15 protein-coding genes and 1 CRISPR repeat array are annotated in these 24,649 nt (G+C 31.0%); all 15 genes read left to right on the forward strand.

The features are described 5' to 3' along the window. Positions 1-638 precede the first annotated feature (638 nt). The 15 genes from FGK85_RS10085 to cas1 all read left to right on the forward strand — a co-directional run bounded on the left by FGK85_RS10085 (position 639) and on the right by cas1 (position 24,542). Positions 639-3,416 carry a sigma-54-dependent transcriptional regulator gene (locus FGK85_RS10085; protein ID WP_138206234.1) on the forward strand — a complete coding sequence of 926 codons (2,778 nt, stop codon included), beginning with the start codon at positions 639-641 and terminating at the stop codon, positions 3,414-3,416. A 530-nt stretch (positions 3,417-3,946) separates the two neighbouring features. After that, positions 3,947-4,366: a mannose/fructose/sorbose PTS transporter subunit IIA gene (locus tag FGK85_RS10090; protein ID WP_138206236.1), complete on the forward strand. Its 420-nt coding sequence runs from the start codon at positions 3,947-3,949 to the stop codon at positions 4,364-4,366. Then, positions 4,366-4,848 (forward strand): mannose/fructose/sorbose PTS transporter subunit IIB, encoded by a 483-nt coding sequence (locus FGK85_RS10095; protein WP_138206238.1) that lies wholly within the window; start codon positions 4,366-4,368, stop codon positions 4,846-4,848. The genes FGK85_RS10090 and FGK85_RS10095 overlap by 1 nt, the downstream gene beginning before the upstream one ends. A gap of 359 nt (positions 4,849-5,207) precedes the next feature. Continuing rightward, the gene (locus FGK85_RS10100) at positions 5,208-6,017 is read left to right on the forward strand and encodes a PTS mannose/fructose/sorbose transporter subunit IIC (RefSeq protein WP_341472479.1); all 810 of its coding nucleotides are present in this window, start codon (positions 5,208-5,210) and stop codon (positions 6,015-6,017) included. A gap of 17 nt (positions 6,018-6,034) precedes the next feature. Then, entirely contained in the window at positions 6,035-6,871 is an 837-nt protein-coding gene (gene manZ / locus FGK85_RS10105) for a PTS mannose transporter subunit IID (RefSeq protein WP_138206242.1), read from the forward strand. A 546-nt stretch (positions 6,872-7,417) separates the two neighbouring features. After that, a complete protein-coding gene (locus FGK85_RS10110; RefSeq protein WP_138206244.1) occupies positions 7,418-8,410 on the forward strand; it encodes a type I phosphomannose isomerase catalytic subunit in 993 nt (330 codons plus the stop codon). 301 nt (positions 8,411-8,711) lie between these two features. After that, on the forward strand, positions 8,712-8,879 hold the full coding sequence (locus FGK85_RS15370) for a hypothetical protein (protein WP_171011389.1): 168 nt from the start codon (positions 8,712-8,714) through the stop codon (positions 8,877-8,879). A gap of 24 nt (positions 8,880-8,903) precedes the next feature. Then, positions 8,904-9,137 (forward strand): hypothetical protein, encoded by a 234-nt coding sequence (locus tag FGK85_RS10115; protein ID WP_138206246.1) that lies wholly within the window; start codon positions 8,904-8,906, stop codon positions 9,135-9,137. A gap of 188 nt (positions 9,138-9,325) precedes the next feature. After that, the gene (locus FGK85_RS10120; RefSeq protein ID WP_171011390.1) at positions 9,326-9,658 is read left to right on the forward strand and encodes a TraX family protein; all 333 of its coding nucleotides are present in this window, start codon (positions 9,326-9,328) and stop codon (positions 9,656-9,658) included. A 25-nt stretch (positions 9,659-9,683) separates the two neighbouring features. Continuing rightward, complete coding sequence (cas6, locus tag FGK85_RS10125; protein WP_138206250.1) at positions 9,684-10,427, forward strand: CRISPR-associated endoribonuclease Cas6; 744 nt, start codon at positions 9,684-9,686, stop codon at positions 10,425-10,427. Between the two features lie 62 nt (positions 10,428-10,489). Further along, complete coding sequence (locus FGK85_RS10130) at positions 10,490-11,686, forward strand: DNA polymerase Y family protein (protein WP_138206252.1); 1,197 nt, start codon at positions 10,490-10,492, stop codon at positions 11,684-11,686. A gap of 523 nt (positions 11,687-12,209) precedes the next feature. Then, a complete protein-coding gene (uvsE, locus tag FGK85_RS10135; RefSeq protein ID WP_138206254.1) occupies positions 12,210-13,307 on the forward strand; it encodes a UV DNA damage repair endonuclease UvsE in 1,098 nt (365 codons plus the stop codon). Further along, positions 13,223-13,417 carry a DUF1722 domain-containing protein gene (locus tag FGK85_RS15855; protein ID WP_138206260.1) on the forward strand — a complete coding sequence of 65 codons (195 nt, stop codon included), beginning with the start codon at positions 13,223-13,225 and terminating at the stop codon, positions 13,415-13,417. Before uvsE ends, FGK85_RS15855 begins: the two co-directional genes overlap by 85 nt. Before the next feature lie 383 nt (positions 13,418-13,800). Beyond that, positions 13,801-14,451, forward strand: a complete 651-nt coding sequence (locus FGK85_RS10145) for a pentapeptide repeat-containing protein (protein WP_138206256.1) — start codon at positions 13,801-13,803, stop codon at positions 14,449-14,451. Between the two features lie 426 nt (positions 14,452-14,877). Next, a CRISPR array of direct repeats spans positions 14,878-23,330; the repeat unit is 37 nt; unit sequence CTTAAAGAAGATATTCCACTAAAATAAGGATTGAAAC. Between the two features lie 228 nt (positions 23,331-23,558). Further along, positions 23,559-24,542, forward strand: coding sequence for a CRISPR-associated endonuclease Cas1 (gene cas1, locus FGK85_RS10150; protein WP_138206258.1), 984 nt, complete (start codon positions 23,559-23,561; stop codon positions 24,540-24,542). Positions 24,543-24,649: the final 107 nt, after the last annotated feature.

Here is a 24,649-nt window from a genome sequence, read left to right on the forward strand (position 1 = left end):
AAAGCCTAGCGGCTAAAGAATTAGTGCATTTTATTTATGAGCAAGCTAAAAACAATGTACCCATAGAATTAATACTTGATGAGCTGAAATTAGCTTCTTAGAAAAATTTTCAAGTTATTTATAGGACAAATATAGTGTGAAACACTGTAACTATATTCCTGTCAAGGAATTTGAATCTACAATTGGTATTTCAACTTCTTAAATTAAAGAAGTTAAGTTAAAAGCTATCCCAAATGAAAAACACAAATTAACAGTAAAATAATATTAATTCAGTTATGAATTGCTGACTAATATTTAAAATGTATCAATACAACAAGTATTATAGTAAAATTAAATTGTATAAGTAAAATTATATTATTTAGGTAAAAGTATATTATATGTGGTAACACCAAAATTAAATTTTACAGAAAATGACCCAAAACTTCAGTGATTTGTGTGGGTTAAATTGATCCGATGACTACCTGCCGTAACACTCCCACTTCTAAAAAAGTGGAAGTTAACGGCAGCTACGTCCCTGGATAACGATCTCTAACCTTCAGATGGAGTAAAAACTCCATCTGAAGGTTAGAGCTCTGTTTATAATATGTAAATATAAAACTTACTGGGTTATGATTATTGTAACGAAAGAAGGTGAACATATGAAAAGAATAGATAAGATATACAATTATGTAAAGGAAAAATCAGAGAATGTATCTATGGATAAGCTTAAGGAAATAGGGGGATTTAGTGCTCAGGAAATAGGAGAGGATCTAAATATACTTAGAAATAATGCCAGCAAGGAATTAAATGAACTTTGCAGAATGAGAAAATTAATAAAAATAAAGGGAAGGCCTGTATTGTATTTTCATAGAAATAGTCTTGAAAATTTAATACAAAAGAAAATACCAGAGGAAATTTTGGAATTAGAAAATATAAGTGAAATAACAGGGAAATATGAAGCAAACCAGGAGATATCGCCTTTTCACTATCTTATAGGAGCAGAAAACAGCCTTAAGAATCAGATAGAACAGGCTAAGGCAGCAATACTGTATCCTCCCAATGGATTGCACACTCTTATAGTGGGTCAAACTGGAGTTGGAAAAACACTGTTTGCCAATATGATGTATAACTATGCTAGATATATAGATAAATTATCTAAGGATGCGCCTTTTGTAGTTTTTAACTGCGCAGACTATTATAACAATCCGCAGTTATTATTATCCCATATATTTGGACATATTAAAGGAGCATTTACTGGGGCTGATACAGAGAAGCAAGGCTTGGTGGAAAAGGCCAATGGGGGAATACTGTTTTTAGATGAAATTCACAGATTGCCACCAGAAGGGCAGGAAATGTTATTTTATTTCATGGACACAGGCACCTACAACAAATTAGGGGAAACAGAGAGAAAAAGAAAGGCCAATGTTTTCATAATAGGAGCCACTACAGAAGATCCTGCCTCAGCACTTTTAAAAACATTTATAAGAAGAATCCCAATAACTATCACCATACCGAATTTTGATGAAAGGCCTATGGAAGATAAGGTAGACATAATAAAGCACTTATTGTCTAATGAGGCGCATAGGGTGAATAAGGCCATAAAGATAAGTTCAGAAGCAGTAAAGGCATTAATAGGCAGTACATCCTATGGAAATATAGGACAGCTTAAATCTAATATTCAGCTCATATGTGCAAAGGGCTTCTTAAACAGCATAAATACAGATAACTGTATAGAAATAGATTTTAAAACATTGCCAAACAACATTAAAAATGGGCTTATTTCCATGGGAGCTAGAAGAAAAGAATCAGAAGAGCTTTGGAGACTAGTGCCAAGTCATTTGGTTATAACACCTCAAGGCTACAAAGAACTTATAGAAGAGGATCCTTACGAACCTCCATTTAACCTTTATAAAATAATTGAGGATAAAGCCGCGGTGCTAAGAGAAGAGGGCATGGACAATGAAAGCATAAACAAATTTATAACCACAGATATAAATGTACATATTAAATGTTTTTATGATAAATTTAAGACAGATGGGAAAAATAGAGAGAGAATATTAAAAATTGTTGATAATGACATACTTGCATTTGCAGAAGAAGTTCAAAAGGTGGCAGAGGAAAGATTAAATAGAAAATTTACTGATAGATTTTTATATGCATTAAGCCTTCATTTAAGTGCATTCTTCAATAGAATACAGAAAAAAACAGAACTTAAACACACTAATGTGGACAGCATAGTTGAGGATAATCCTAAGGAATACAAGGTTGCAGTAGAAGTAAAAACCATGATAGAGGAAAGATTTAAAATTAAAGTTCCAAAGCCTGAGGTCATGTACTTAACGTTGCTTTTAAGTTCTGCAGGAGACACTACAAACACGGGCAGGGTTGCAGTAATAGTGGCAGCTCACGGCAATAGCACTGCTAGCAGCATGGTGGGTGTAGTCAAAAAGCTTTTGGAGGATGAAAATGTAGAGGCTATAGATATGCCCCTAGAAGTAAGTCCAAAAGAAATTTTAGAGAAGATCACTGAAAAGGTAAAGGAAAGGGAGAGAGGCAAGGGGGCATTGATACTAGTAGACATGGGGTCACTTACAGGGTTTGGAAGCATTATTACTGAAAAAACAGGTATAGAAACTAGAACCTTAGAAATGGTGTCTACTCCTTTAGTTTTAGAAGCTGTTAGAAAATCAAGTATATTTGAAATGGACTTAGATAGTATATACAATTCTTTAAAGGATTTTAAGGGATACACAAGTCAAATTGAAGAAAAAGTTAAACCTGGTGAAGGGGTAATAGTAACACTATGCACCACAGGAGAAGGAGCTGCCCTAAAGCTTAAAAAGCTGGTGGAGGATATTGTACGCAATGTATCAGAAAAACCAGTAAAAATAGTACCTATAGGTATTAAAAACATGAAGGAAGATTTGGATAAAATAGCAGAGGAACAGCCTATTTTAGCAACAGTAGGTGCAATAAATCCTAAAATAGAAGCACCCTTCATATCGCTGGAGAATTTAATTAATGGAGATGGAGAAAATATAATTAAAAATATAGTAAGAGGTCATAATAAGCAAGATAAGGGGCATGAGCAGCAAAATATAGTAGTTAAAGAGCTATGTGAAGATAGTTTGAAGCAGTTTTTAACCTACTTAAATCCAGAAAAGATTATTAGTGTATTAATAGAGTTTGTAAGTGTATTAGAAAAAAGTTTTGAAAAAGAGTTTTCAAATTCTATGAAAATTAGATTGATGCTTCACACGGCTTGTGCTTTGGAGAGAATGGTTATAAAGGATGGGTTGGAATACAAATATGACAAGGAAAAAATCCATAGGGATATGCTTAAAGTAGTAAAAGGTGCTTGTGATATTTTTAAAGAAAAGCTAAATATACAGCTAACGGAAGATGAAATTTATTATATAGTTGAGATGTTTATGTAGTTTTATAGTTTATCTATAAAGCTAGGTTTGTCTATAAAGCTATTTATGTATTTCAGAGGATGCACCATTGCTTATGTGGATGATAATTTACTTAATAAGGTAATTAGACAGTATTAATATATGTTTATAGTGGGTTAAAGGATTACAAAAGTGTATTCAAATTTAAAATAGTGTATTAAAGGTAAAAAATAATAAAAAAATTGACGTCGCTAGGTTATGACTTTCAAGGGTTTTAGCAAGCGGCGTTTTTTGATACACTTTTTTGGCACAGACTTTGCTATAAATATATGCGTAAGAGTGAAGTGAGAATTAAGAATTAATAATTAAGAATTAAGAATTGACAGTTGACAATTGACAATGAATGAGCAAACTCGAAATTCCTACGGAATTTTAATATTTAATTTAAATTTTACATTTTAAATTAAAAATGCTTGTTGATTTAAGGTAGAAATTAAAATTTATGCGTGGAAATTATTGGTAGATAAAAACAGTAAGTTTTAAAATAAAGTGTATGTAAAGGAGGAGAAGTTGTGGTAGCTATAATAATAGGAACTCATGGAAATTTTTCAGAGGAATTAGTTAAATCATCAGAAATGATTTTTGGTCAACAAGAAAATGTTGGATATGTAACTTTTAAACCAGGTGAGGGCTCTGATGACCTTATGGATAAATATACGAAGCTTTTAAACAAATTAGATACTGAGGATGGAGTACTTTTCTTGGTAGACCTTTTTGGAGGAAGTCCATTTAATGCAGCAAGTAGAATTGCTATAGGAAAAGAAAATATGGATATAATAACAGGTGTAAATTTACCAATGCTTTTAGAAGTTTATGGTTCAAGAAGTTTTTCTAATCTGCAGGAATTAGTTAATATAGCTAAGAATAGCGGAGTGGAAAGCATTAAGGCTTTTAAAGAAATAATGAATTCACAAGAGGAGGATGATCTATAATGAATATTGTATTAGCGAGAATAGACGACAGATTAATTCACGGCCAGGTGGCAACTATATGGACAAAAGAAACTAAATGTTCAAGAATAATAGTTTGCAACGATGATGTGGCTCAAGATGAAATAAGAAAAACCCTTTTAACACAGGTGGCGCCTCCAGGAATAAAGGCACACGTGGTAGATTTAGCAAAAGCAGTTAGAGTTTACAACAACCCTAAATATGAAAATGACAGAGTTATGTTTCTTTTCACAAATCCATCAGATGTTTTAACTTTAGTTGAAAATGGAGTGGATATAAAAAGCGTAAACATAGGCGGTATGTCTTTCAAAGAAGGAAAGAAAAAAATAACAGGAGCAGTTTCTGTAAATGATGAGGATGTAGATGCATTTAAAAAGCTTAATGAAAGAGGAATAGAGCTTGAAATAAGAAAAGTTGCTACAGATTCAAAAGCTGACATAATGCCATTAATAGAAAAACTTTAATAGAAAAACTTTAATAAAAAAATTTTAATAGAAGAAATTTAATAAAAAAACTTTAGTAGAAAAATTTTAATAAAGGTATATTTGATAGCTTAGTTCTGTATTTCCTTATACAGTACAAAATATGCATCACAAGATTAAAAAATAACTTCATAATATGCCCCCATATTATGAAGTTATGCTGAATAAAGTAATGGTTTTCACCATATGCCAAATAAATTGTACAATTAAGTTTATAAATAGTCAAATTTATGAAAAATATTAATGTGTAAAGGTTTTTACCACATATGTAACATGTGAAATTTAACATAAAAATAATTAAAAAGTAAATTCAAAATTAAAAGGAGGGCTAAATAATGGAAATTAGCACTATACAAATTATATTGGTATTTATAGTTGCATGTATTGCTGGTATGGGCAGCGTTTTAGATGAATTCCAAACTCATAGACCACTAGTGGCATGTACGTTAATAGGACTTATATTAGGAGACTTAAAAACAGGTGTTATAATAGGTGGAACTCTTGAAATGATGGCATTAGGCTGGATGAACGTAGGAGCAGCCATGGCACCAGATGCAGCCCTTGCAAGTATTATTTCCACTATAATAGTTATAGCAGGAAAACAAAGCATAGGAGCTGGTATAGCAGTAGCTATTCCAATAGCAGCTGCAGGACAAGTATTGACTATATTTGCAAGAACTTTAACAGTTATATTCCAGCACAGAGCTGACAAATACGCTGAAGAGGGAAATCTTGCGGGAATAGATAGATGTCATATAGGGGCATTACTAATACAGGCATTGCGTGTTGCAATACCATCACTTTTAGTAGCTATGTTCGTTGGAACAAATGTAGTTCAAAACATGCTTAATGCGATACCAGATTGGATCACTGGAGGACTTGGAGTTGCCGGTGGATTTATAGTAGTTGTTGGATATGCCATGGTTATAAACATGATGGAAGCAAAATACTTAATGCCATTCTTCTTCTTAGGATTTGTAGTGGCAGCATTTACAAACTTCAACCTAGTTGCACTAGGAATTTTAGGAACAGTATTTGCGATAGTATATATTCAATTAAATCCAAAATACAGCAAGGTAGAAGTAGCTGCAGCACCAGCAGGAGCTGTACAATCAGATTTAGATGATGATTTAGATGATGAGTTAGATTAGGAAGAGGAGGGATTAGAATGGAAAAGTATAAGGATTTAGAAAAGAAAATAACTAAAAAAGATCGTATAAATATGTTCATTCGTTCAAACTTCCACCAAGGTTCTTGGAACTTTGAAAGAATGCAGGCTTTAGGATATTGTTTTTCAATGATACCAATAATAAAAAGGTTATACAAAGGTGAAGATAGAAAGAAAGCATTAAAAAGACACTTGGAATTCTTCAACACTCAACCATTCGTAACAGCTCCAATTCTTGGAGTTACAGCAGCTATGGAAGAGCAAAGAGCTAATGGTGCTGACATAGACGATGGTGTTATAAACGGTGTAAAAATAGGACTTATGGGACCTTTGGCAGGAGTTGGTGACCCAATATTCTGGGGAACTTTAAGACCAGTAGTAGCAGCACTTGGTGCATCTTTAGCTATGGGTGGAAGCATACTTGGACCTTTACTATTCTTCGTGCTATTTAATGTTATTCGTTTAGGATTTAGATGGTATGGAATAGAATATGGATACAAAAAGGGTACTGATATAGTTAAAGACATGGGTGGTAACAGACTTCAGAAGTTAACAGAAGGAGCTTCAATACTTGGATTATTTGTAATGGGAGCTTTAGTAAGTAAGTGGACTACTGTAAACATTCCATTGGTTATATCAGAGATAACTAACCAAAAGGGTGAAGTGGTTACAACTACAGTTCAAAGTATACTAGATCAGCTATTACCAGGACTAGTACCATTACTATTAACATTCTTATGTATGAAACTTCTAAAGAAAAAGGTAAATCCAATTTGGATTATATTCGGATTATTTGCAATAGGTATAATAGGATTTAAATTTGGCTTGTTAAAATAGTCAATAATTTTAAAAAGGGGCTAGAAGTAAAATTCTTGCCCCTTTTTTCATAGAGTATTGAATATCCATGATCAAAGCACAAAAGGGTACAATGTGGTGGAATTATGAAATTTCTCTTCCATGACTTGCATAAAAGCTCGAAACAATAAATTTAATTTAAGAAATTCTAATCTTTTAGCCATATAAAGTTATCTAACGCTCACATTCAGCGTCCTGCCTCAGGTTCGCTAGCCTGGCGTCCTTGCCAGGCTTACGATAATTTTATCTGTCTAAAAGAAGAATTTCTAAAATTAAATTTAAATAGTTTCTTTGCTTTTATGCAAGTCATTACAGAGAAATTTCATAATTCAAGTAATGTAATACCGGTTGAGGATAATCGTATGCATTAGTACTAATTGTCATAGATTATTCTAGGGTTTTGGTAAAAGTTTTGTGATAAAATAATATAATGGTATTATAGAAGACAGCATAGCTGAGTAATATTTTAAGAAGAAATAAATGATAAAACAGTGCAATGTTATTATAGAGGTAATAGGGAGTGATATTATGTATCCATTAAAATTTGAAAATTTATATTATGAAAAAATATGGGGAGGAAGGGATTTGGAAGAGTTTAGAGATAACCTTCCAGAAGGCAATATAGGTGAAAGCTGGGATATAGCTTGTCATAAAAATGGCATTAGTGTAGCAGCTAATGGAAAATTTAAAGGAATGAAATTAGATGAAATTATAGATAAATACGGAGAAAAAATTATAGGAACAAAGATAAATAAGGAGTGGTTTCCTCTTTTAATAAAGCTTATAAACGCTAAAGATAAGCTATCTGTGCAGGTGCATCCAAACGATGATTATGCAAAAGATAAAGAAGGGGAAATGGGAAAAACAGAGGTTTGGTATGTGGTAGAAGCCTTTGAAGGAGCTAATTTAGTGGTAGGCACTAAGGAAAACTGTACCAAAGAACAATTTAAAAAAGCAGTGGAGGATGGCAATTTAGATAAATACATGAACAGAATACCTGTTAAAAAAGGCGATGTTTACTTTGTAAAAAGCGGGCTTATTCATGCAATAGGAGAAGGGGTTATAATAGCCGAAATACAGCAAAATAGTGACACTACATATAGAGTTTATGACTACAATAGGGGAAGAGAACTTCATATAGAAAAAGCTCTAGATGTTATAGACTTAAGCTTACAGGGAAAGAAAAGAAATGGCATAAAAGTTGAAAAAGATGGATACGAAAAGACTTATTTATGTCTTTGCAAGGATTTCTCTTTAGAACTATACAATATAGAAAAACAATGCACAGAAAAAAGTGATGAGGAGAGATTTTTTGCCTTCACTTGCGTGGAAGGACAGGGAGAAATAGAATACGCTGGCCAAAAGGAGATTATAAGTAAAGGAGATAGTATTTTGATACCTGCCTTTCTTGGGGAATACACATTAAAGGGTAAAATGAAACTTTTAAAAAGCTATCTTCCAAATATAGAGAAAGTAGAAAAACAAATTTTGCAAGAAATAGAATATAATGCAGTTAACTAATAGCTAAGAAGTAAGAGGTAAGGATAAAACTCTAAGAGCTTTTTATAATTAATTTGTAAGTAATACTTCTTACCTTTTACCTCTTACCTTGTATAGTGTAGAACTTAAAATTTATATGCGAAAGTTCAGTGAATAACTGGTAAATATAATGATGCACTAAAAAATAGAGATAAAAGCTGAAAATGAATGGTATTTCCATAAAATTATGGGAAATCAAAGAAAAAGTATATTATGGAAATATTCAGAAAAATTCAAAAAGTGGTATAATGTAATAAAAGTATTTTATTTTGGAGGGGCCTATATGATATCTTTTATAATTGTACTAAATGTAATTCTAGCTATTATCTGTGCTACATTTATATTTAGAAAATTAGTGGTTCAATACAAGGGCAGTGACAATGGATTTAAAAACATGGTGTTTATAGGGTTTTTAATAGTGGCATTAGTATGCACATTAAATGGTGTGTAGCAGGGCAGCGCTACTAAAGGACAGATGGATTATTTAAAAAGCGTTAAAGAGATATCCTCAGAAAAAAGAGTGGCAATAGAAAAAGATATTGAATTTGGGAAAAATAGTATAACTACAAGTACCATAGTTGGCTTTGTTTCTTTATTTTTTAGCTACGGCATGTTTAGAAATATCCAGAAGGAGATAAAAGATAATATTGGTAAGCCAAAAAAGAAGTGGAGTTGGGATGAAATAGAAAATAAAAACAAAGATAGTTAATTTTCAAAGGGAGTTTTTAAAGGAGCTGGCAAGGCCAAAATACAGATGGGATTGGAGTAAAATAATTTTAAAAAGACATTAAAATATATTATGGATAATTAATACTAGTGCTTGTTTCAGTGGCAGTTCATTTGTGGTATACTTAGGACATTTGAGGGGCTATACCCGAATATCAAATGTCCGTTTTTATGTATTATGGAATTTATGGAGTATTTACTATATACTTTTTTTATAAATATCGTGAGGATTTTAAAACATTGGTGAAAAAGCAGGTGTTTTTAAATGTAATATTTGTGGCGGTGATGTTTTCAATAGGTGCCTTAAGTGCATTAAGCAGGGGAGAGAACATCAGCGGGGTTTTAACGAATTCTTTGGGGTTACTTATGCAGAGTATTTCATTGCTTTCATTATTTCTTATTAAGAGATATAATGGTGAAAGAGGTAGAAGCATGAAGTATTTATTTTATACTTTTTATCCTGCACATCTTATTATATTATGGATAATAAAAAATATAGTCTAATGGATTAAACGAAGGAAGGTTCAAGATGAGAGCTACTATAAACTTAGAATTAGAACAACCTATAAAGCTGCCGATTCAGTATAATCACATAATAAACGGGGCCATATTAAGTTGTGTACAAAATGTAAGAGGCAATGATCTTATAAGTGATGACAATTTCAAAAAGCAAATGAGAAACAGGGATTTATATACTTTTTCAAAATTGCAAGGTAGGTTTACCATGGATACAACCAATAAAAAAATAACCTATCATAGCGGTACAAATTTACTTATATCTTCTTATGAGGATAAATTCCTTACAAGCATAGTAAATTCACTGGTACTGAGAGAAAACATAAAAATATTAAATCAAGAAATTAAAATACACAATATAGAAACCTCACTTTATTCTGTGAAGGAAGAGGAAATAAAGGTGTATACTAAATCACCAATAACTGTATATAAACTTTTCAAAGTGGAGGGCAAGAATAAAACTTGTTACTACAGTCCAGATGAAAAGGAATTTAGTGAAATAATAAGAAAGAATTTAATAAATAAGTACAAACTATATTATGGCAATATGCCAAAGGATACTAGATTTTTTATAGAGCCTTTGAGCAGAAAAAAACCTAAGGAAAGCGTAATTATATATAACGGAATAGTTATAAAAGCTTGGAGCGGCGAGTTTGTAATGAGAGGAGCTTCAGAGCTTTTAAACCTAGCCTATCAATCAGGCATAGGAGCTAAAAACTCTCAAGGTTTCGGATGTGTGGAACGTATAGAAAATTAAAGAACGTTTTTGAAAATCTGCAATGTCTTTTAAGGTTAAAGAGTGTAAAAGGAGGTAGTGCATTGAATAGAGTTATTTTTCATGTAGATGTAAATTCCGCCTTTTTATCTTGGGAGGCGGTGGAGCGACTTAAAACTGAGGGTGGTCAGGACATAAGGGAAGTTCCCTCAGTGGTAGCAGGAGACCCTAGAAGCAGAAGAGGTGTAGTTCTTGCCAAGTCTCAAATGGCTAAGGAATTTGGCATCAAAACAGGGGAACCCCTATATTGGGCAGTGCAAAAATGCCCTTCAATTATAGTAGTTCCTCCACGTCATGAAATGTACCTTAAATACAGTGCGGATATGTTAAAAATATTGCAAAGTTACACTCCTCTAGTGGAAAGATACTCCATAGACGAGTGTTTTTGTGATTTTACCAACATGGTTAAGGGAAAAAATGAAACTTTAGACCTAGCCTATAAGATAAAAGACCATATAAAAAATGAACTGGGTTTCACTGTAAATGTTGGGGTTTCAACAAATAAACTTTTGGCAAAGATGGCATCAGATTTTAAAAAACCTGATAGAGTTCATACATTATATCCAGAGGAAATAGAAGAAAAAATGTGGCCCCTTCCTGTAGAAGAACTTTTTATGGTGGGAAAAGCCACAGTGCCAAAGCTGCACAAAATGAACATACACACCATAGGGGAATTGGCAAAATATGATGTGAATTTGGTTAGGGATAGGCTTAAAAGCCACGGGGTGACCATTTGGAATTATGCCAGGGGCATTGAAAATTCACCAGTGGAGGACAACTCTAGGGTTAAGTCAAAGGGCATGGGCAATTCCACAACTATTGCCTTTGATGTGAAGGACAGGGAAAGTGCACACAAGATTTTAATATCTCTTTGCGAAGAACTGTGCGTTAGACTTAGAAAATCTGAAAATCGCTGCTATGTGGTTTCAGTAAATATGGCACTAAGTGATTTCACTTCCTTTTCAAGACAAAAGAAGCTTTTTACCCCTACGGATTCCACCAAGACCATAATGGACGTGTCACTGAAGCTTTTTGATGAACTTTGGAATGGGGAACCCATAAGAAGATTAGGCATATACCTTTCGGACCTAACAGATCAAAAGTATTATCAGCCATCTTTTTTCGATATAGAAAAGGATGAAAAGCAAAAGGCACTAGACAGCGCAATTGACAAGCTGAAGGAAAAGTATGGCGGGGATGTGGTTACTAGGGTGTGTCTTTTGGAGGGGAAGAGGAAGTGAGAATTGACAAGTGACAATTGACAATTGACAATTAATTAAGAATTAAGAATTAGGAATTAGGAATTAGGAATTAGGAATTAAGAATTAAGAATTAAGAATTAAGAATTCAACTTTCGCAGTTATAAAATAAAAATATAAAATTTGCAGATAAGTAATGGGATTAGCTAAGAAGTAAGAAGTAAGAAGTAAGAATAGAAATTAATAATTAAGAATTAAAAATTAGGAATTGAGAGTTTAGAATTAAGGGTGGAGAGGGAAAATTAAGGTATAAAATAGTAAATAAAAAATATCAAATAAAAAATAATAAATAGTAAATAACAAATATGAAGTAATGAATAATAAATGGTGAATATCGAATAGTAAATATAAAATAATAAGCAATAAATATAAAATAATAAGTAAATAGCAAATATGAAATAGTAATTATAGCTGGAGAGTTAAGGGTTTTAAGAAAGACTAGAGGTGTGAAACTTAATTGATCATTGAGCATTGAAAATTGAGCAATGAAAAGGGGTTGAGTTATATGAAAATAGGGTATGCTTGTATTCCTTTAACGGTTCCGTATAAGACCACTAGGGGATTTGTGATGAAAAATTTCTCTGAGGAGAGATTCCTTAAGTGTGCCTTAGAAAACATAGAGGATTTAAAAAACATATTGAAGTGTAATGTGAAAAATGGCATATATCTTTTTAGAATAAGCTCGGATATAATTCCCTTTGGAAGTCACAGGATAAATAATATAGCTTGGTGGGAGATTTTTAAGCAGCAGCTTAGTGAAATTGGGCAGTATATAAAGGAGCAAGGCATAAGAGTTTCCATGCACCCGGGCCAGTACACGGTTTTAAATTCACTTTCCGGTGAGGTTTTAGAAAATAGTTTAAGAGACATAGAATATCATTGCAAATTTTTAGATTCATTAAAGCTTGATTATACCCACAAAATAGTTTTACACATAGGTGGAGTTTATGGGGATAAAAAGCTTTCCATGAAAAGATTTGTGGATAACTTTCAAAAATTATCGCCAAGTGCTAAGAAAAGACTCATACTTGAAAATGATGACAAGTGCTACAACATAGAAGAAGTTTTAGAAATATGCCATAAACTGAACATACCTGCGGTATTTGATAATCTTCATCATAGGTTGAATCCTCCTGTAAACTATGGAAACGCTAAAGAGACAACAATGAGTTATAACCAATGTACCTACCGTGACACTTATCTAAATCAATCAGACATTAAAGAGACAAATAGAGAAGGACTAAGAAACTATCCAGATAGTAAAAATACAGGCAAATGTTCAGGAAATAATAAAAGTGCCATTGGAATAAAATGTAATATAAACAATAACACATATGTATCAGGGTTTAGCGATGCTTATATAGATGATATATTTAAAAGAGTTAAGGTCACCTGGAAGGAAGAAGACGGCGCCATGAAGATACACTACTCAGATAAAGATCCAGATAAAAAGGGCGGGTCTCACTCTAAATTTGTTCTAACAGAAAACTTCCTTAATTATTATAAAAAAATAGAAAAATATCAGCCGGATATAATGCTGGAAGTAAAGGACAAGGATATTTCAAAGATTGCGCTACGGACAAGGAAAAGAGAGATTTTTTAAAATTAATGGATGAATATAAGGACCCTCAAAAGGTGAAGGAAAAGCTTTATAAGTTAGCGGTTAAGTATGAGAGGGAGTACTTGGTTGAGAGTTATTATTTTGCTTATTAGGATTATAAACTCCAGAAAGTGCAGCATTAAGCAGTATTAATGTGGTGCATTTTCTGGAGTTTATTTATTGCATTTAATTTATTATATATTATCCCATTAATACGCTTTAATCAATTGTTACTTGTTGGCTAAAGGTTACTGTGTGGTAGCTGTTATTTATTATTAGACTAAATTCATAATGGAAGTTTGAAGGAAAAAAAGAATCTATATAGAAGTAAATAGTGTATAAAATATAAAAAATTATCAATTAAACAATTTGCTAAGATATAAACGGGGGAAACAGGGGCCATGAAGAAAATATATAAAATAGTAATAATAATTATGGCAGTTATAGCTTTAATTGCAGGGGGATTTTACGGATATAAAAGAGGGGAATTGGAAAAATGAAAATTATAAAACCTAGGATTGGCGAGGGGCTAGAAAATACCGATGATTTACTGAACTTAATATCACAAAGCAAAATAGATGAGGCAGATATTACCTATAAGCATATAAAGGGAGTAAGTTTTTCAGGAGTTGATTTCTCTGATGTTTGTTTTAAACAGGTTATTTTTGAGAACTGCCGATTAATACAATGCTCTTTTGATAAAAGTACATTTATGGATACTATTTTTAAATGCTGTGATTTGTCTAATAGTAATTTTAGCAATGGTTATTTTAATCGTTGTGAGTTTATTGATATAAAAGCTGTAGGTGCGAATTTCATAGAAAGCAGCCTTTTTAATGTATCAATTATAGATAGCAATTTAAGGTACTCCAATTTTGATTTTGTAAATTTTGATAGGATCACAATTTCACAAAGTGATTTAACGGAAGCAATGATTACTCAGTGCAAATTAAAATCCGTTTCTTTTGATAAGGTTCAATTTATCGCAACAAGCTTTTTTAAAACCTCTCTAAAGGGAATTGATTTTACTTCAAGTCAGCTGGAGGGCATTGTCATATCTTCAGAAGCAGCAGAGTTAAGGGGCGCAGTTGTGAATATGTATCAGGCGGCGGATTTGGCGAGGATGTTGGGGGTGGTGGTGAAGTAGTGAAGGTTTTTAAATATGGAATTTGATAGTTAGATATAAATTGAAATTAAGATATATGTAGTATGGTAAGGTACAAATTATTTAATATAACTATTTTTAGTGAGTTGTAAAAGTTTTTTTGTTTTATTATAGATATGATATTGTGGTATAATAAGAAGAGGGATATTAGAGTTTATTTTAATATTTATGAAAACTGAATAGATGACTATAATTAATATATGAAGATAATTATATAGAATTTATTGTGAGAAAAAATTAACAAACCTCAAATCCATTTATATTATTAAGGTTGGGGCAAATATAAAGTATGTAAAGAGGCAAAAAAACACAGGAAATTTGTTCTTTGAAAATAGAAAAATTGTTATTTTGACTCAGTTTCAAAATGCCCTTACACATTGAAAACTCTAGTATTGCAAAAAATTAAGCCTTAAAGAAGATATTCCACTAAAATAAGGATTGAAACTTACTTTTACTTTTAAAGATAATATAACTGATGTTGACTTAAAGAAGATATTCCACTAAAATAAGGATTGAAACGCGATTGTCACGGGGGTGATTTTTTGCCTGTATTACTTAAAGAAGATATTCCACTAAAATAAGGATTGAAACAAAGTAAAAGTAATAAAACTATCGCGTCCAGTAACCTTAAAGAAGATATTCCACTAAAATAAGGATTGAAACCTCTTGTTATTTCTAATGTTACATTTTGGGGTTTTCTTAAAGAAGATATTCCACTAAAATAAGGATTGAAACTCAACATTAACTTCATTAGTCTTTTGCTCATAGTCCTCTTAAAGAAGATATTCCACTAAAATAAGGATTGAAACTTTCTTTGGGATGAGGTTCAGAATGATTTTCCTGCTACTTAAAGAAGATATTCCACTAAAATAAGGATTGAAACATATTGAATATGTTCCGCACGATTGGATATGTGATTCTTAAAGAAGATATTCCACTAAAATAAGGATTGAAACCAACCAGTAACAACAGATTGAACATATTTTTTACGCTTAAAGAAGATATTCCACTAAAATAAGGATTGAAACAGTGTACCCCAAAACCCTTCGTCAGGATGCCAAAAGCTTAAAGAAGATATTCCACTAAAATAAGGATTGAAACTACTTACCAATAAGCCTTGATAACTCGCAACTATTCTTAAAGAAGATATTCCACTAAAATAAGGATTGAAACACTTCTTTCATACGTAATTTAAAAGAATTATTCATGCTTAAAGAAGATATTCCACTAAAATAAGGATTGAAACTTGGTGTTCTCAGGATCATGAATTAGTCCATAAAACCTTAAAGAAGATATTCCACTAAAATAAGGATTGAAACGAAGAATATGGATTTTCTAATTATGAGGAGTTATTCTTAAAGAAGATATTCCACTAAAATAAGGATTGAAACAAGATAATATAACTGATGTTGAAACTGCTAATAAGGCTTAAAGAAGATATTCCACTAAAATAAGGATTGAAACACAATTCTTACAATTAATCTATAATTACAGATTAAACTTAAAGAAGATATTCCACTAAAATAAGGATTGAAACTATTTGTTGCTTGGTTTTGGGTACTATATGCTTTTCTTAAAGAAGATATTCCACTAAAATAAGGATTGAAACATATAATATTATAAAGTTTTGGGGGTGATATAATTGACTTAAAGAAGATATTCCACTAAAATAAGGATTGAAACTTAATTTATTTGGTTCTATTGTTAATTTTCTGCCCTCTTAAAGAAGATATTCCACTAAAATAAGGATTGAAACTTAAAAAGTTGAAATTCCTGTAGGGGGGTGTTTTTGCTTAAAGAAGATATTCCACTAAAATAAGGATTGAAACTTTAAAACAATTTTAGTAAAAATAATTGATATTTTCTTAAAGAAGATATTCCACTAAAATAAGGATTGAAACAAGATATTAGAAATAAAAAAAAGAAAAAACCTATAACTTAAAGAAGATATTCCACTAAAATAAGGATTGAAACAATGTTGTTGTTAATAAATCAAAAAATAGAAATTTCTTAAAGAAGATATTCCACTAAAATAAGGATTGAAACGAGTCTTCCTTGATTTGAGATAACATTTCTTTAGGCTTAAAGAAGATATTCCACTAAAATAAGGATTGAAACCATATAAAAGATAATCACAGTTATATGATTAATAATGCTTAAAGAAGATATTCCACTAAAATAAGGATTGAAACATGTTTCCCAAACTGATTCTCCTATTAATGCTAATACTTAAAGAAGATATTCCACTAAAATAAGGATTGAAACTATGCACAAATAAGGGCAATTGATGAAGGCGCTAAACTTAAAGAAGATATTCCACTAAAATAAGGATTGAAACATAGAAGCTGAGCAATCTCCAGCAGGAATAGGAAAACTTAAAGAAGATATTCCACTAAAATAAGGATTGAAACTTTCTTGACACAAACTGAATTTTTCTGCTTTTGGAACTTAAAGAAGATATTCCACTAAAATAAGGATTGAAACTGTACAAATACTAAATGTGATAACATTAGTAATCGGTCTTAAAGAAGATATTCCACTAAAATAAGGATTGAAACTTCTCAAAAACCCAATATACATTGGTAAAGTTACGCTTAAAGAAGATATTCCACTAAAATAAGGATTGAAACTTAGTTAAATTAACTCTTCCAGCTTCAATGTCATTTCTTAAAGAAGATATTCCACTAAAATAAGGATTGAAACACATACAAACCTAATTTTGGAATGGACATAAAAGCTTAAAGAAGATATTCCACTAAAATAAGGATTGAAACATCTGTTGCATTTCCTCTGTAAAGTTATAAAATATTACTTAAAGAAGATATTCCACTAAAATAAGGATTGAAACCTATATAATTATGTAGATATTTTTTGCCGTCAAAACTTAAAGAAGATATTCCACTAAAATAAGGATTGAAACTATTGTTTTCTTGCAATTCCTTAATAAGCCTTTTCTTAAAGAAGATATTCCACTAAAATAAGGATTGAAACCTGCTACTGGCGGTTATGATTTTGCAGTTAAGAGCGCTTAAAGAAGATATTCCACTAAAATAAGGATTGAAACAAATGGTTTTCAATTGCCCCCCAAAATCCGTCATCCTTAAAGAAGATATTCCACTAAAATAAGGATTGAAACTCAGTAGCAGGAAAATCATTCTGAACCTCATCCCACTCTTAAAGAAGATATTCCACTAAAATAAGGATTGAAACCTTGCTTGTTTTTGTTAAGTTTTAGCGTTTTTGCTTCTTAAAGAAGATATTCCACTAAAATAAGGATTGAAACAAAGACTTTCAAAACCATTTAAAATATTATTGGGAACTTAAAGAAGATATTCCACTAAAATAAGGATTGAAACATTAAACTGCTTTCATCTAAGATTAGTGTGAAATCCTTAAAGAAGATATTCCACTAAAATAAGGATTGAAACAGGGATAAATTTAGTGGATTAGATGAGGCACAAAACTTAAAGAAGATATTCCACTAAAATAAGGATTGAAACAATGTGTGACAAAGGTGTGACAAATAAAATTAAAACTTAAAGAAGATATTCCACTAAAATAAGGATTGAAACATTCTTTGAAGTCCAGTGTTTCTTCTAAATTTGGAGCTTAAAGAAGATATTCCACTAAAATAAGGATTGAAACCCAACATAATTAACATTATTAACTACAACGTTTGCGCTTAAAGAAGATATTCCACTAAAATAAGGATTGAAACTAAATTATTAAGATATTTTGTTTAGGGGGTGAAAATCTTAAAGAAGATATTCCACTAAAATAAGGATTGAAACCATTTTACTTGTTTGCCTTGGTTTGTATTGTATTTCTTAAAGAAGATATTCCACTAAAATAAGGATTGAAACCTGATACATTAACATATTTACCTAAATGCACTTCTCTTAAAGAAGATATTCCACTAAAATAAGGATTGAAACGAATTTAGGAATAAATATAAAGATAAAATTTATATTCTTAAAGAAGATATTCCACTAAAATAAGGATTGAAACTAAACCCATTCAATTATAGCCCAAGCAATATGAACACTTAAAGAAGATATTCCACTAAAATAAGGATTGAAACCTGTCAATTCATCATAAGCATTTGGGTTGTAATCCCCTTAAAGAAGATATTCCACTAAAATAAGGATTGAAACAGAGAAGTAGCCCCACTAGGAGCAAAGAAAAAATACTTAAAGAAGATATTCCACTAAAATAAGGATTGAAACGTTTCTTCTGTTCTTCCTAACTTATGCCGTTTAGACTTAAAGAAGATATTCCACTAAAATAAGGATTGAAACAAAAAACCTATTGAAAAAAGCCTCAATAATTGCGACTTAAAGAAGATATTCCACTAAAATAAGGATTGAAACAATAAACTTTCTGAATTAGGTTCGGTTGGTGGTAGTCTTAAAGAAGATATTCCACTAAAATAAGGATTGAAACAGTTTCCCGCAGCCGGCAGTTCTGAAGGGGGTGAAGGCTTAAAGAAGATATTCCACTAAAATAAGGATTGAAACAGTGTCCCCCAAAACCCTTCGTTAGGCTGCCAAAACTTAAAGAAGATATTCCACTAAAATAAGGATTGAAACATAGTGTTGTTGATGGTTTTTCTTCTATTGGTGAAACTTAAAGAAGATATTCCACTAAAATAAGGATTGAAACAGTTTCCCGCAGCCGGCAGTTCTGAAGGGGGTGAAGCTTAAAGAAGATATTCCACTAAAATAAGGATTGAAACTAAATTATTAAGATATTTTGTTTAGGGGGTGAAAACTTAAAGAAGATATTCCACTAAAATAAGGATTGAAACATTGGAAGCAGCCACTTTGGAAGTTCTTCTGCTTCTTCTTAAAGAAGATATTCCACTAAAATAAGGATTGAAACCCGATCTTAATATCAGCAGTCAATCCAATTGCAAGGGTCTTAAAGAAGATATTCCACTAAAATAAGGATTGAAACCTTGAAACTGTTCCCCAAGAAGGTCAAGGAATTCAAACTTAAAGAAGATATTCCACTAAAATAAGGATTGAAACATAATGAGCAATAGCAATGAAGTTCAAGTATTTGAACTTAAAGAAGATATTCCACTAAAATAAGGATTGAAACAAGGATATGTTGAAACAAAGAATAAAAAATGTATTGCTTAAAGAAGATATTCCACTAAAATAAGGATTGAAACTTTAAATAATGTAAATAAATGTGGTGCGGAAAAAGTTCTTAAAGAAGATATTCCACTAAAATAAGGATTGAAACCAAGTTCTCAATTATGTTCAGATTGTGGGTGTAAAACTTAAAGAAGATATTCCACTAAAATAAGGATTGAAACACTGTTTTGCTATATTTCCACAATTGTCACATGAAAACTTAAAGAAGATATTCCACTAAAATAAGGATTGAAACGTAGTTTTTCGTAGGAAGTTTCTTGTAATTCTTCTTCTTAAAGAAGATATTCCACTAAAATAAGGATTGAAACGAAAAGTTAAAAGGTATAACAATAGACGATATTTTCTTAAAGAAGATATTCCACTAAAATAAGGATTGAAACGGGTAAAATTGGGATAATAAATAATAAAGCTAATTGACTTAAAGAAGATATTCCACTAAAATAAGGATTGAAACCTAGTCATGCAATTAATTCTGTGTCGGTTCTGAGTCCTTAAAGAAGATATTCCACTAAAATAAGGATTGAAACAGTTGCTGCATTGTAAGATTGGAAGTTACTATTAAAGCTTAAAGAAGATATTCCACTAAAATAAGGATTGAAACTGAGAAATATGCCAAAGATAATGACATGACCTATACTTAAAGAAGATATTCCACTAAAATAAGGATTGAAACAAATCAAAAAGTTTCCTGTTATTGTGTCGAGTTGGGCTTAAAGAAGATATTCCACTAAAATAAGGATTGAAACCTGCTGAATTAATGCCAGGAGAAACTGGAGTGCTTCTTAAAGAAGATATTCCACTAAAATAAGGATTGAAACAAAGAGGAAGGAGACAATGGTGACTAATGGGAGGCACTTAAAGAAGATATTCCACTAAAATAAGGATTGAAACATTAGTGCAAGCTCTTCTACACTGTAAGAAGCTCCATCTTAAAGAAGAATGTAGAGCTTATAAAGGCTTAAAGAAGATATTCCACTAAAATAAGGATTGAAACCTTATATGGCCATGAGCTATTTGCATTGAACTTTCACATTCTTAAAGAAGATATTCCACTAAAATAAGGATTGAAACAAAAAGTTTAAATCAAATGAAGTTATAAGAATTGCACTTAAAGAAGATATTCCACTAAAATAAGGATTGAAACAATAGCTTGAAAGGTTAGGAGCTATAAGAGTTAAGCTCTTAAAGAAGATATTCCACTAAAATAAGGATTGAAACTAAGAATACACATTATCTAGCTTAAATCTTTTATTCTTAAAGAAGATATTCCACTAAAATAAGGATTGAAACAAATTGGATAATATGGGAAATGGGAGTGGAAATTGCTTAAAGAAGATATTCCACTAAAATAAGGATTGAAACCATGATTTAAGAAAAGAAATAGAAGGGTATCTTAAAACTTAAAGAAGATATTCCACTAAAATAAGGATTGAAACTATACTGTATACTATCTATATTAAAGCTATGGCTAACTTAAAGAAGATATTCCACTAAAATAAGGATTGAAACCTATACTTACATATTACACATAATAACTACACACACTTAAAGAAGATATTCCACTAAAATAAGGATTGAAACTTTTGCTTTAGACTATAAAAAATTAAAAATAAATTACTTAAAGAAGATATTCCACTAAAATAAGGATTGAAACTATAGCTTCTGGTAACGCTCATGGAAATTAAAAAATCTTAAAGAAGATATTCCACTAAAATAAGGATTGAAACAAAAACATTACCATGGTGGAAAATTTACCACATGGCTTAAAGAAGATATTCCACTAAAATAAGGATTGAAACTAAGTTAAATGCGTACAATATTGCAACGCTTGTAACTTAAAGAAGATATTCCACTAAAATAAGGATTGAAACCTTTCCCTCCAAATAATAATATAATGGAGGCATAGTGCTTAAAGAAGATATTCCACTAAAATAAGGATTGAAACTTTCGTACTTCTCCCATACTCATATCCTGAACCAGCTTAAAGAAGATATTCCACTAAAATAAGGATTGAAACCAATATTTAAACGTATCAAAATCACACGTATCGGCTCTTAAAGAAGATATTCCACTAAAATAAGGATTGAAACATAAAGCTGGTGGCAATGCTAGTAAAAACGCAGTAGCTTAAAGAAGATATTCCACTAAAATAAGGATTGAAACAAGAAAAATTAATAAAACTTACAAAAAACACTTGACCTTAAAGAAGATATTCCACTAAAATAAGGATTGAAACTAGGAAATAAGTCTTATAAAATAAAAGAGGATTTAAACTTAAAGAAGATATTCCACTAAAATAAGGATTGAAACATTCTACATGTAAAAAGTTAGTAATTAGCGACTTAAACTTAAAGAAGATATTCCACTAAAATAAGGATTGAAACAGTGTATGCAATATAAAGCATATAACAGGAGTTAACTTAAAGAAGATATTCCACTAAAATAAGGATTGAAACATTCTAAGTAGCTAATTACTTCTTCTATTATCATTTCTTAAAGAAGATATTCCACTAAAATAAGGATTGAAACTATATAAAAATAATAAGTACTGCACACTGAATGGGGCTTAAAGAAGATATTCCACTAAAATAAGGATTGAAACTCTAAAATTAATTCTACTAATCTGTAGTAATCTCTGCTTAAAGAAGATATTCCACTAAAATAAGGATTGAAACTTGAGTATGGGTTATCAGTAAACACGAATTATGATGCTTAAAGAAGATATTCCACTAAAATAAGGATTGAAACAAGTACCTGCAGGTATAGTCACATAATTTAGTAGTTCTTAAAGAAGATATTCCACTAAAATAAGGATTGAAACTCAGCTATAACTACTGTAGATCTTAGAATGTATTTAGCCTTAAAGAAGATATTCCACTAAAATAAGGATTGAAACTATTTCATATATTCAGTGGAATAGTTAAGGAATTTTACTTAAAGAAGATATTCCACTAAAATAAGGATTGAAACCTACTTCAACCCCAAATAAAAGTCTCCCACAAAAGGCTTAAAGAAGATATTCCACTAAAATAAGGATTGAAACAACCGTTGGGACAAGCCACCTCAAGAGGTATAATTCTTAAAGAAGATATTCCACTAAAATAAGGATTGAAACCAAGAGAAACTTAAAACCCTTGAAGATGAAAACTTAGTCTTAAAGAAGATATTCCACTAAAATAAGGATTGAAACTTGCATAATACTCTACCATCTTCCGCAACAAACCTACTTAAAGAAGATATTCCACTAAAATAAGGATTGAAACCCTTCTTCGGTATTGGGTAACTCTGCGGTCATATTTCTTAAAGAAGATATTCCACTAAAATAAGGATTGAAACCAATTCTTGCAGTTACATTCCATGATCTGTTCTGTCCTTAAAGAAGATATTCCACTAAAATAAGGATTGAAACAAAGTTATCATATGCCTTTAGTAGTTAAAAGCTATACTTAAAGAAGATATTCCACTAAAATAAGGATTGAAACTTTTGGGGGGAAGAACTAATAGATATTCATGGTGTCTTAAAGAAGATATTCCACTAAAATAAGGATTGAAACGTTGTAGGATTGCAGTATAATATCGGTGATTTCCCCTTAAAGAAGATATTCCACTAAAATAAGGATTGAAACCAATTAGGAACTGTAAGCGTGAGAAGATAAGGAGTACTTAAAGAAGATATTCCACTAAAATAAGGATTGAAACATAAATAATTTTTTACCGAAGTTGTAGTATGCGAAGCTTAAAGAAGGTATTCTTACAAAGGGTTAAAAATAATTCTCTAGATTATATTTTAAATATGAATATAATTTAGAGAATTATTTTAATATTTAGTAAATTAATTTGAAATCAATAAAATTTAAATGTATAATAAATGTAAATAAGTAAATGATTATACAAATTAAAGTAGTTGTGTTAAAAGGGGGGAGGTTTATGCAACTAGTTATAAATTCAAGAGGAGCCTACATAAGTAAGGTAAATGATAGATTTCAAATTAAAATAGGTAATGAAAAAAATGAGTATTCTTGCAAAAAGGTGGAGAGAATTTTAATTACTACATCGGCTATGGTAAGTACAGATGCTTTAAAGTTAGCTATGGAAAATAATATAGATGTAGTATTTTTGGAATATAATGGGCAACCATTCGGGAGAGTGTGGCATTCAAAATTAGGTAGCATATCAACAATCAGAAGAAAACAATTAAAACTTGTTGATATGGATTTGGGAACTAAAATGGTAAAAGAATGGATATGTCAAAAGGTGGATAACCAAATAAAGCATTTAGAAAAATTAAAAGTTAATAGAAAAGAAGATAAAATAGAAGTTATTGAAGAGGCTATATCTAAAATGGAAGAACAAAGGCAGCAAATATTAAAAGTAGAAGACAAACCTATTGATGAGGTGAGAAATAGCATAGAAGGTCATGAAGGAACTGCTGGAAGAGTATACTTTAATGCGTTAGGAAAATTGATACCTAAGCAGTATGAATTCTCAGGAAGAAGTAAAAATCCAGCAAAGGATATGTTTAATTGTATGCTTAATTATGCATATGGAGTATTATATTCCAATGTTGAGAAGGCATGTATAATAGCAGGTTTAGATCCATACATAGGAATTATACATACAGACAATTACAATAAAACCGCATTGACTTTTGACATAATTGAAATGTATAGGGGATACATGGATGAGGTAGTATTTAAATTGTTTAGTAAAAGAAAAGTTAAGAATGAAATGTTTGATGATATTCAAGGAGGAGTTTGGCTTAACAAAGAAGGGAAGCAACTTTTAATAGCTGCTATAAATGAAAGATTTGCTGAAAGAATAAAATATAAAGGTAGAAACATAGAGCTAAATAATATTATTCAATATGATTGCCACTCTATAGCTAATTATATGAGTGAATTCGGAAACTAATTTCCAATAAGTTTTTCAATAACACTAATATTATTTTAGTGCGGAGCACTTATTATATTATGGTTTTTATTTAGTTTTACTTAAAAAAGAGTATAGCAAAGCTAACT

Source organism: Haloimpatiens lingqiaonensis (assembly GCF_901447495.1).
GTDB classification, from domain to species: Bacteria; Bacillota; Clostridia; order Clostridiales; family Clostridiaceae; genus Haloimpatiens; species Haloimpatiens lingqiaonensis.

Bases quoted from the DNA above. Each gene is read 5' to 3' on its own strand.
- FGK85_RS10085 (WP_138206234.1), top strand. From the start codon at position 639: ATGAAAAGAATAGATAAGATATACAATTATGTAAAGGAAAAATCAGAG.
- FGK85_RS10095 (WP_138206238.1), top strand. From the start codon at position 4,366: ATGAATATTGTATTAGCGAGAATAGACGACAGATTAATTCACGGCCAG.
- manZ (WP_138206242.1), top strand. From the start codon at position 6,035: ATGGAAAAGTATAAGGATTTAGAAAAGAAAATAACTAAAAAAGATCGT.
- FGK85_RS10110 (WP_138206244.1), top strand. From the start codon at position 7,418: ATGTATCCATTAAAATTTGAAAATTTATATTATGAAAAAATATGGGGA.
- FGK85_RS15370 (WP_171011389.1), top strand. From the start codon at position 8,712: ATGATATCTTTTATAATTGTACTAAATGTAATTCTAGCTATTATCTGT.
- FGK85_RS10115 (WP_138206246.1), top strand. From the start codon at position 8,904: ATGGATTATTTAAAAAGCGTTAAAGAGATATCCTCAGAAAAAAGAGTG.
- FGK85_RS10120 (WP_171011390.1), top strand. From the start codon at position 9,326: ATGTATTATGGAATTTATGGAGTATTTACTATATACTTTTTTTATAAA.
- cas6 (WP_138206250.1), top strand. From the start codon at position 9,684: ATGAGAGCTACTATAAACTTAGAATTAGAACAACCTATAAAGCTGCCG.
- uvsE (WP_138206254.1), top strand. From the start codon at position 12,210: ATGAAAATAGGGTATGCTTGTATTCCTTTAACGGTTCCGTATAAGACC.
- FGK85_RS10145 (WP_138206256.1), top strand. From the start codon at position 13,801: ATGAAAATTATAAAACCTAGGATTGGCGAGGGGCTAGAAAATACCGAT.
- cas1 (WP_138206258.1), top strand. From the start codon at position 23,559: ATGCAACTAGTTATAAATTCAAGAGGAGCCTACATAAGTAAGGTAAAT.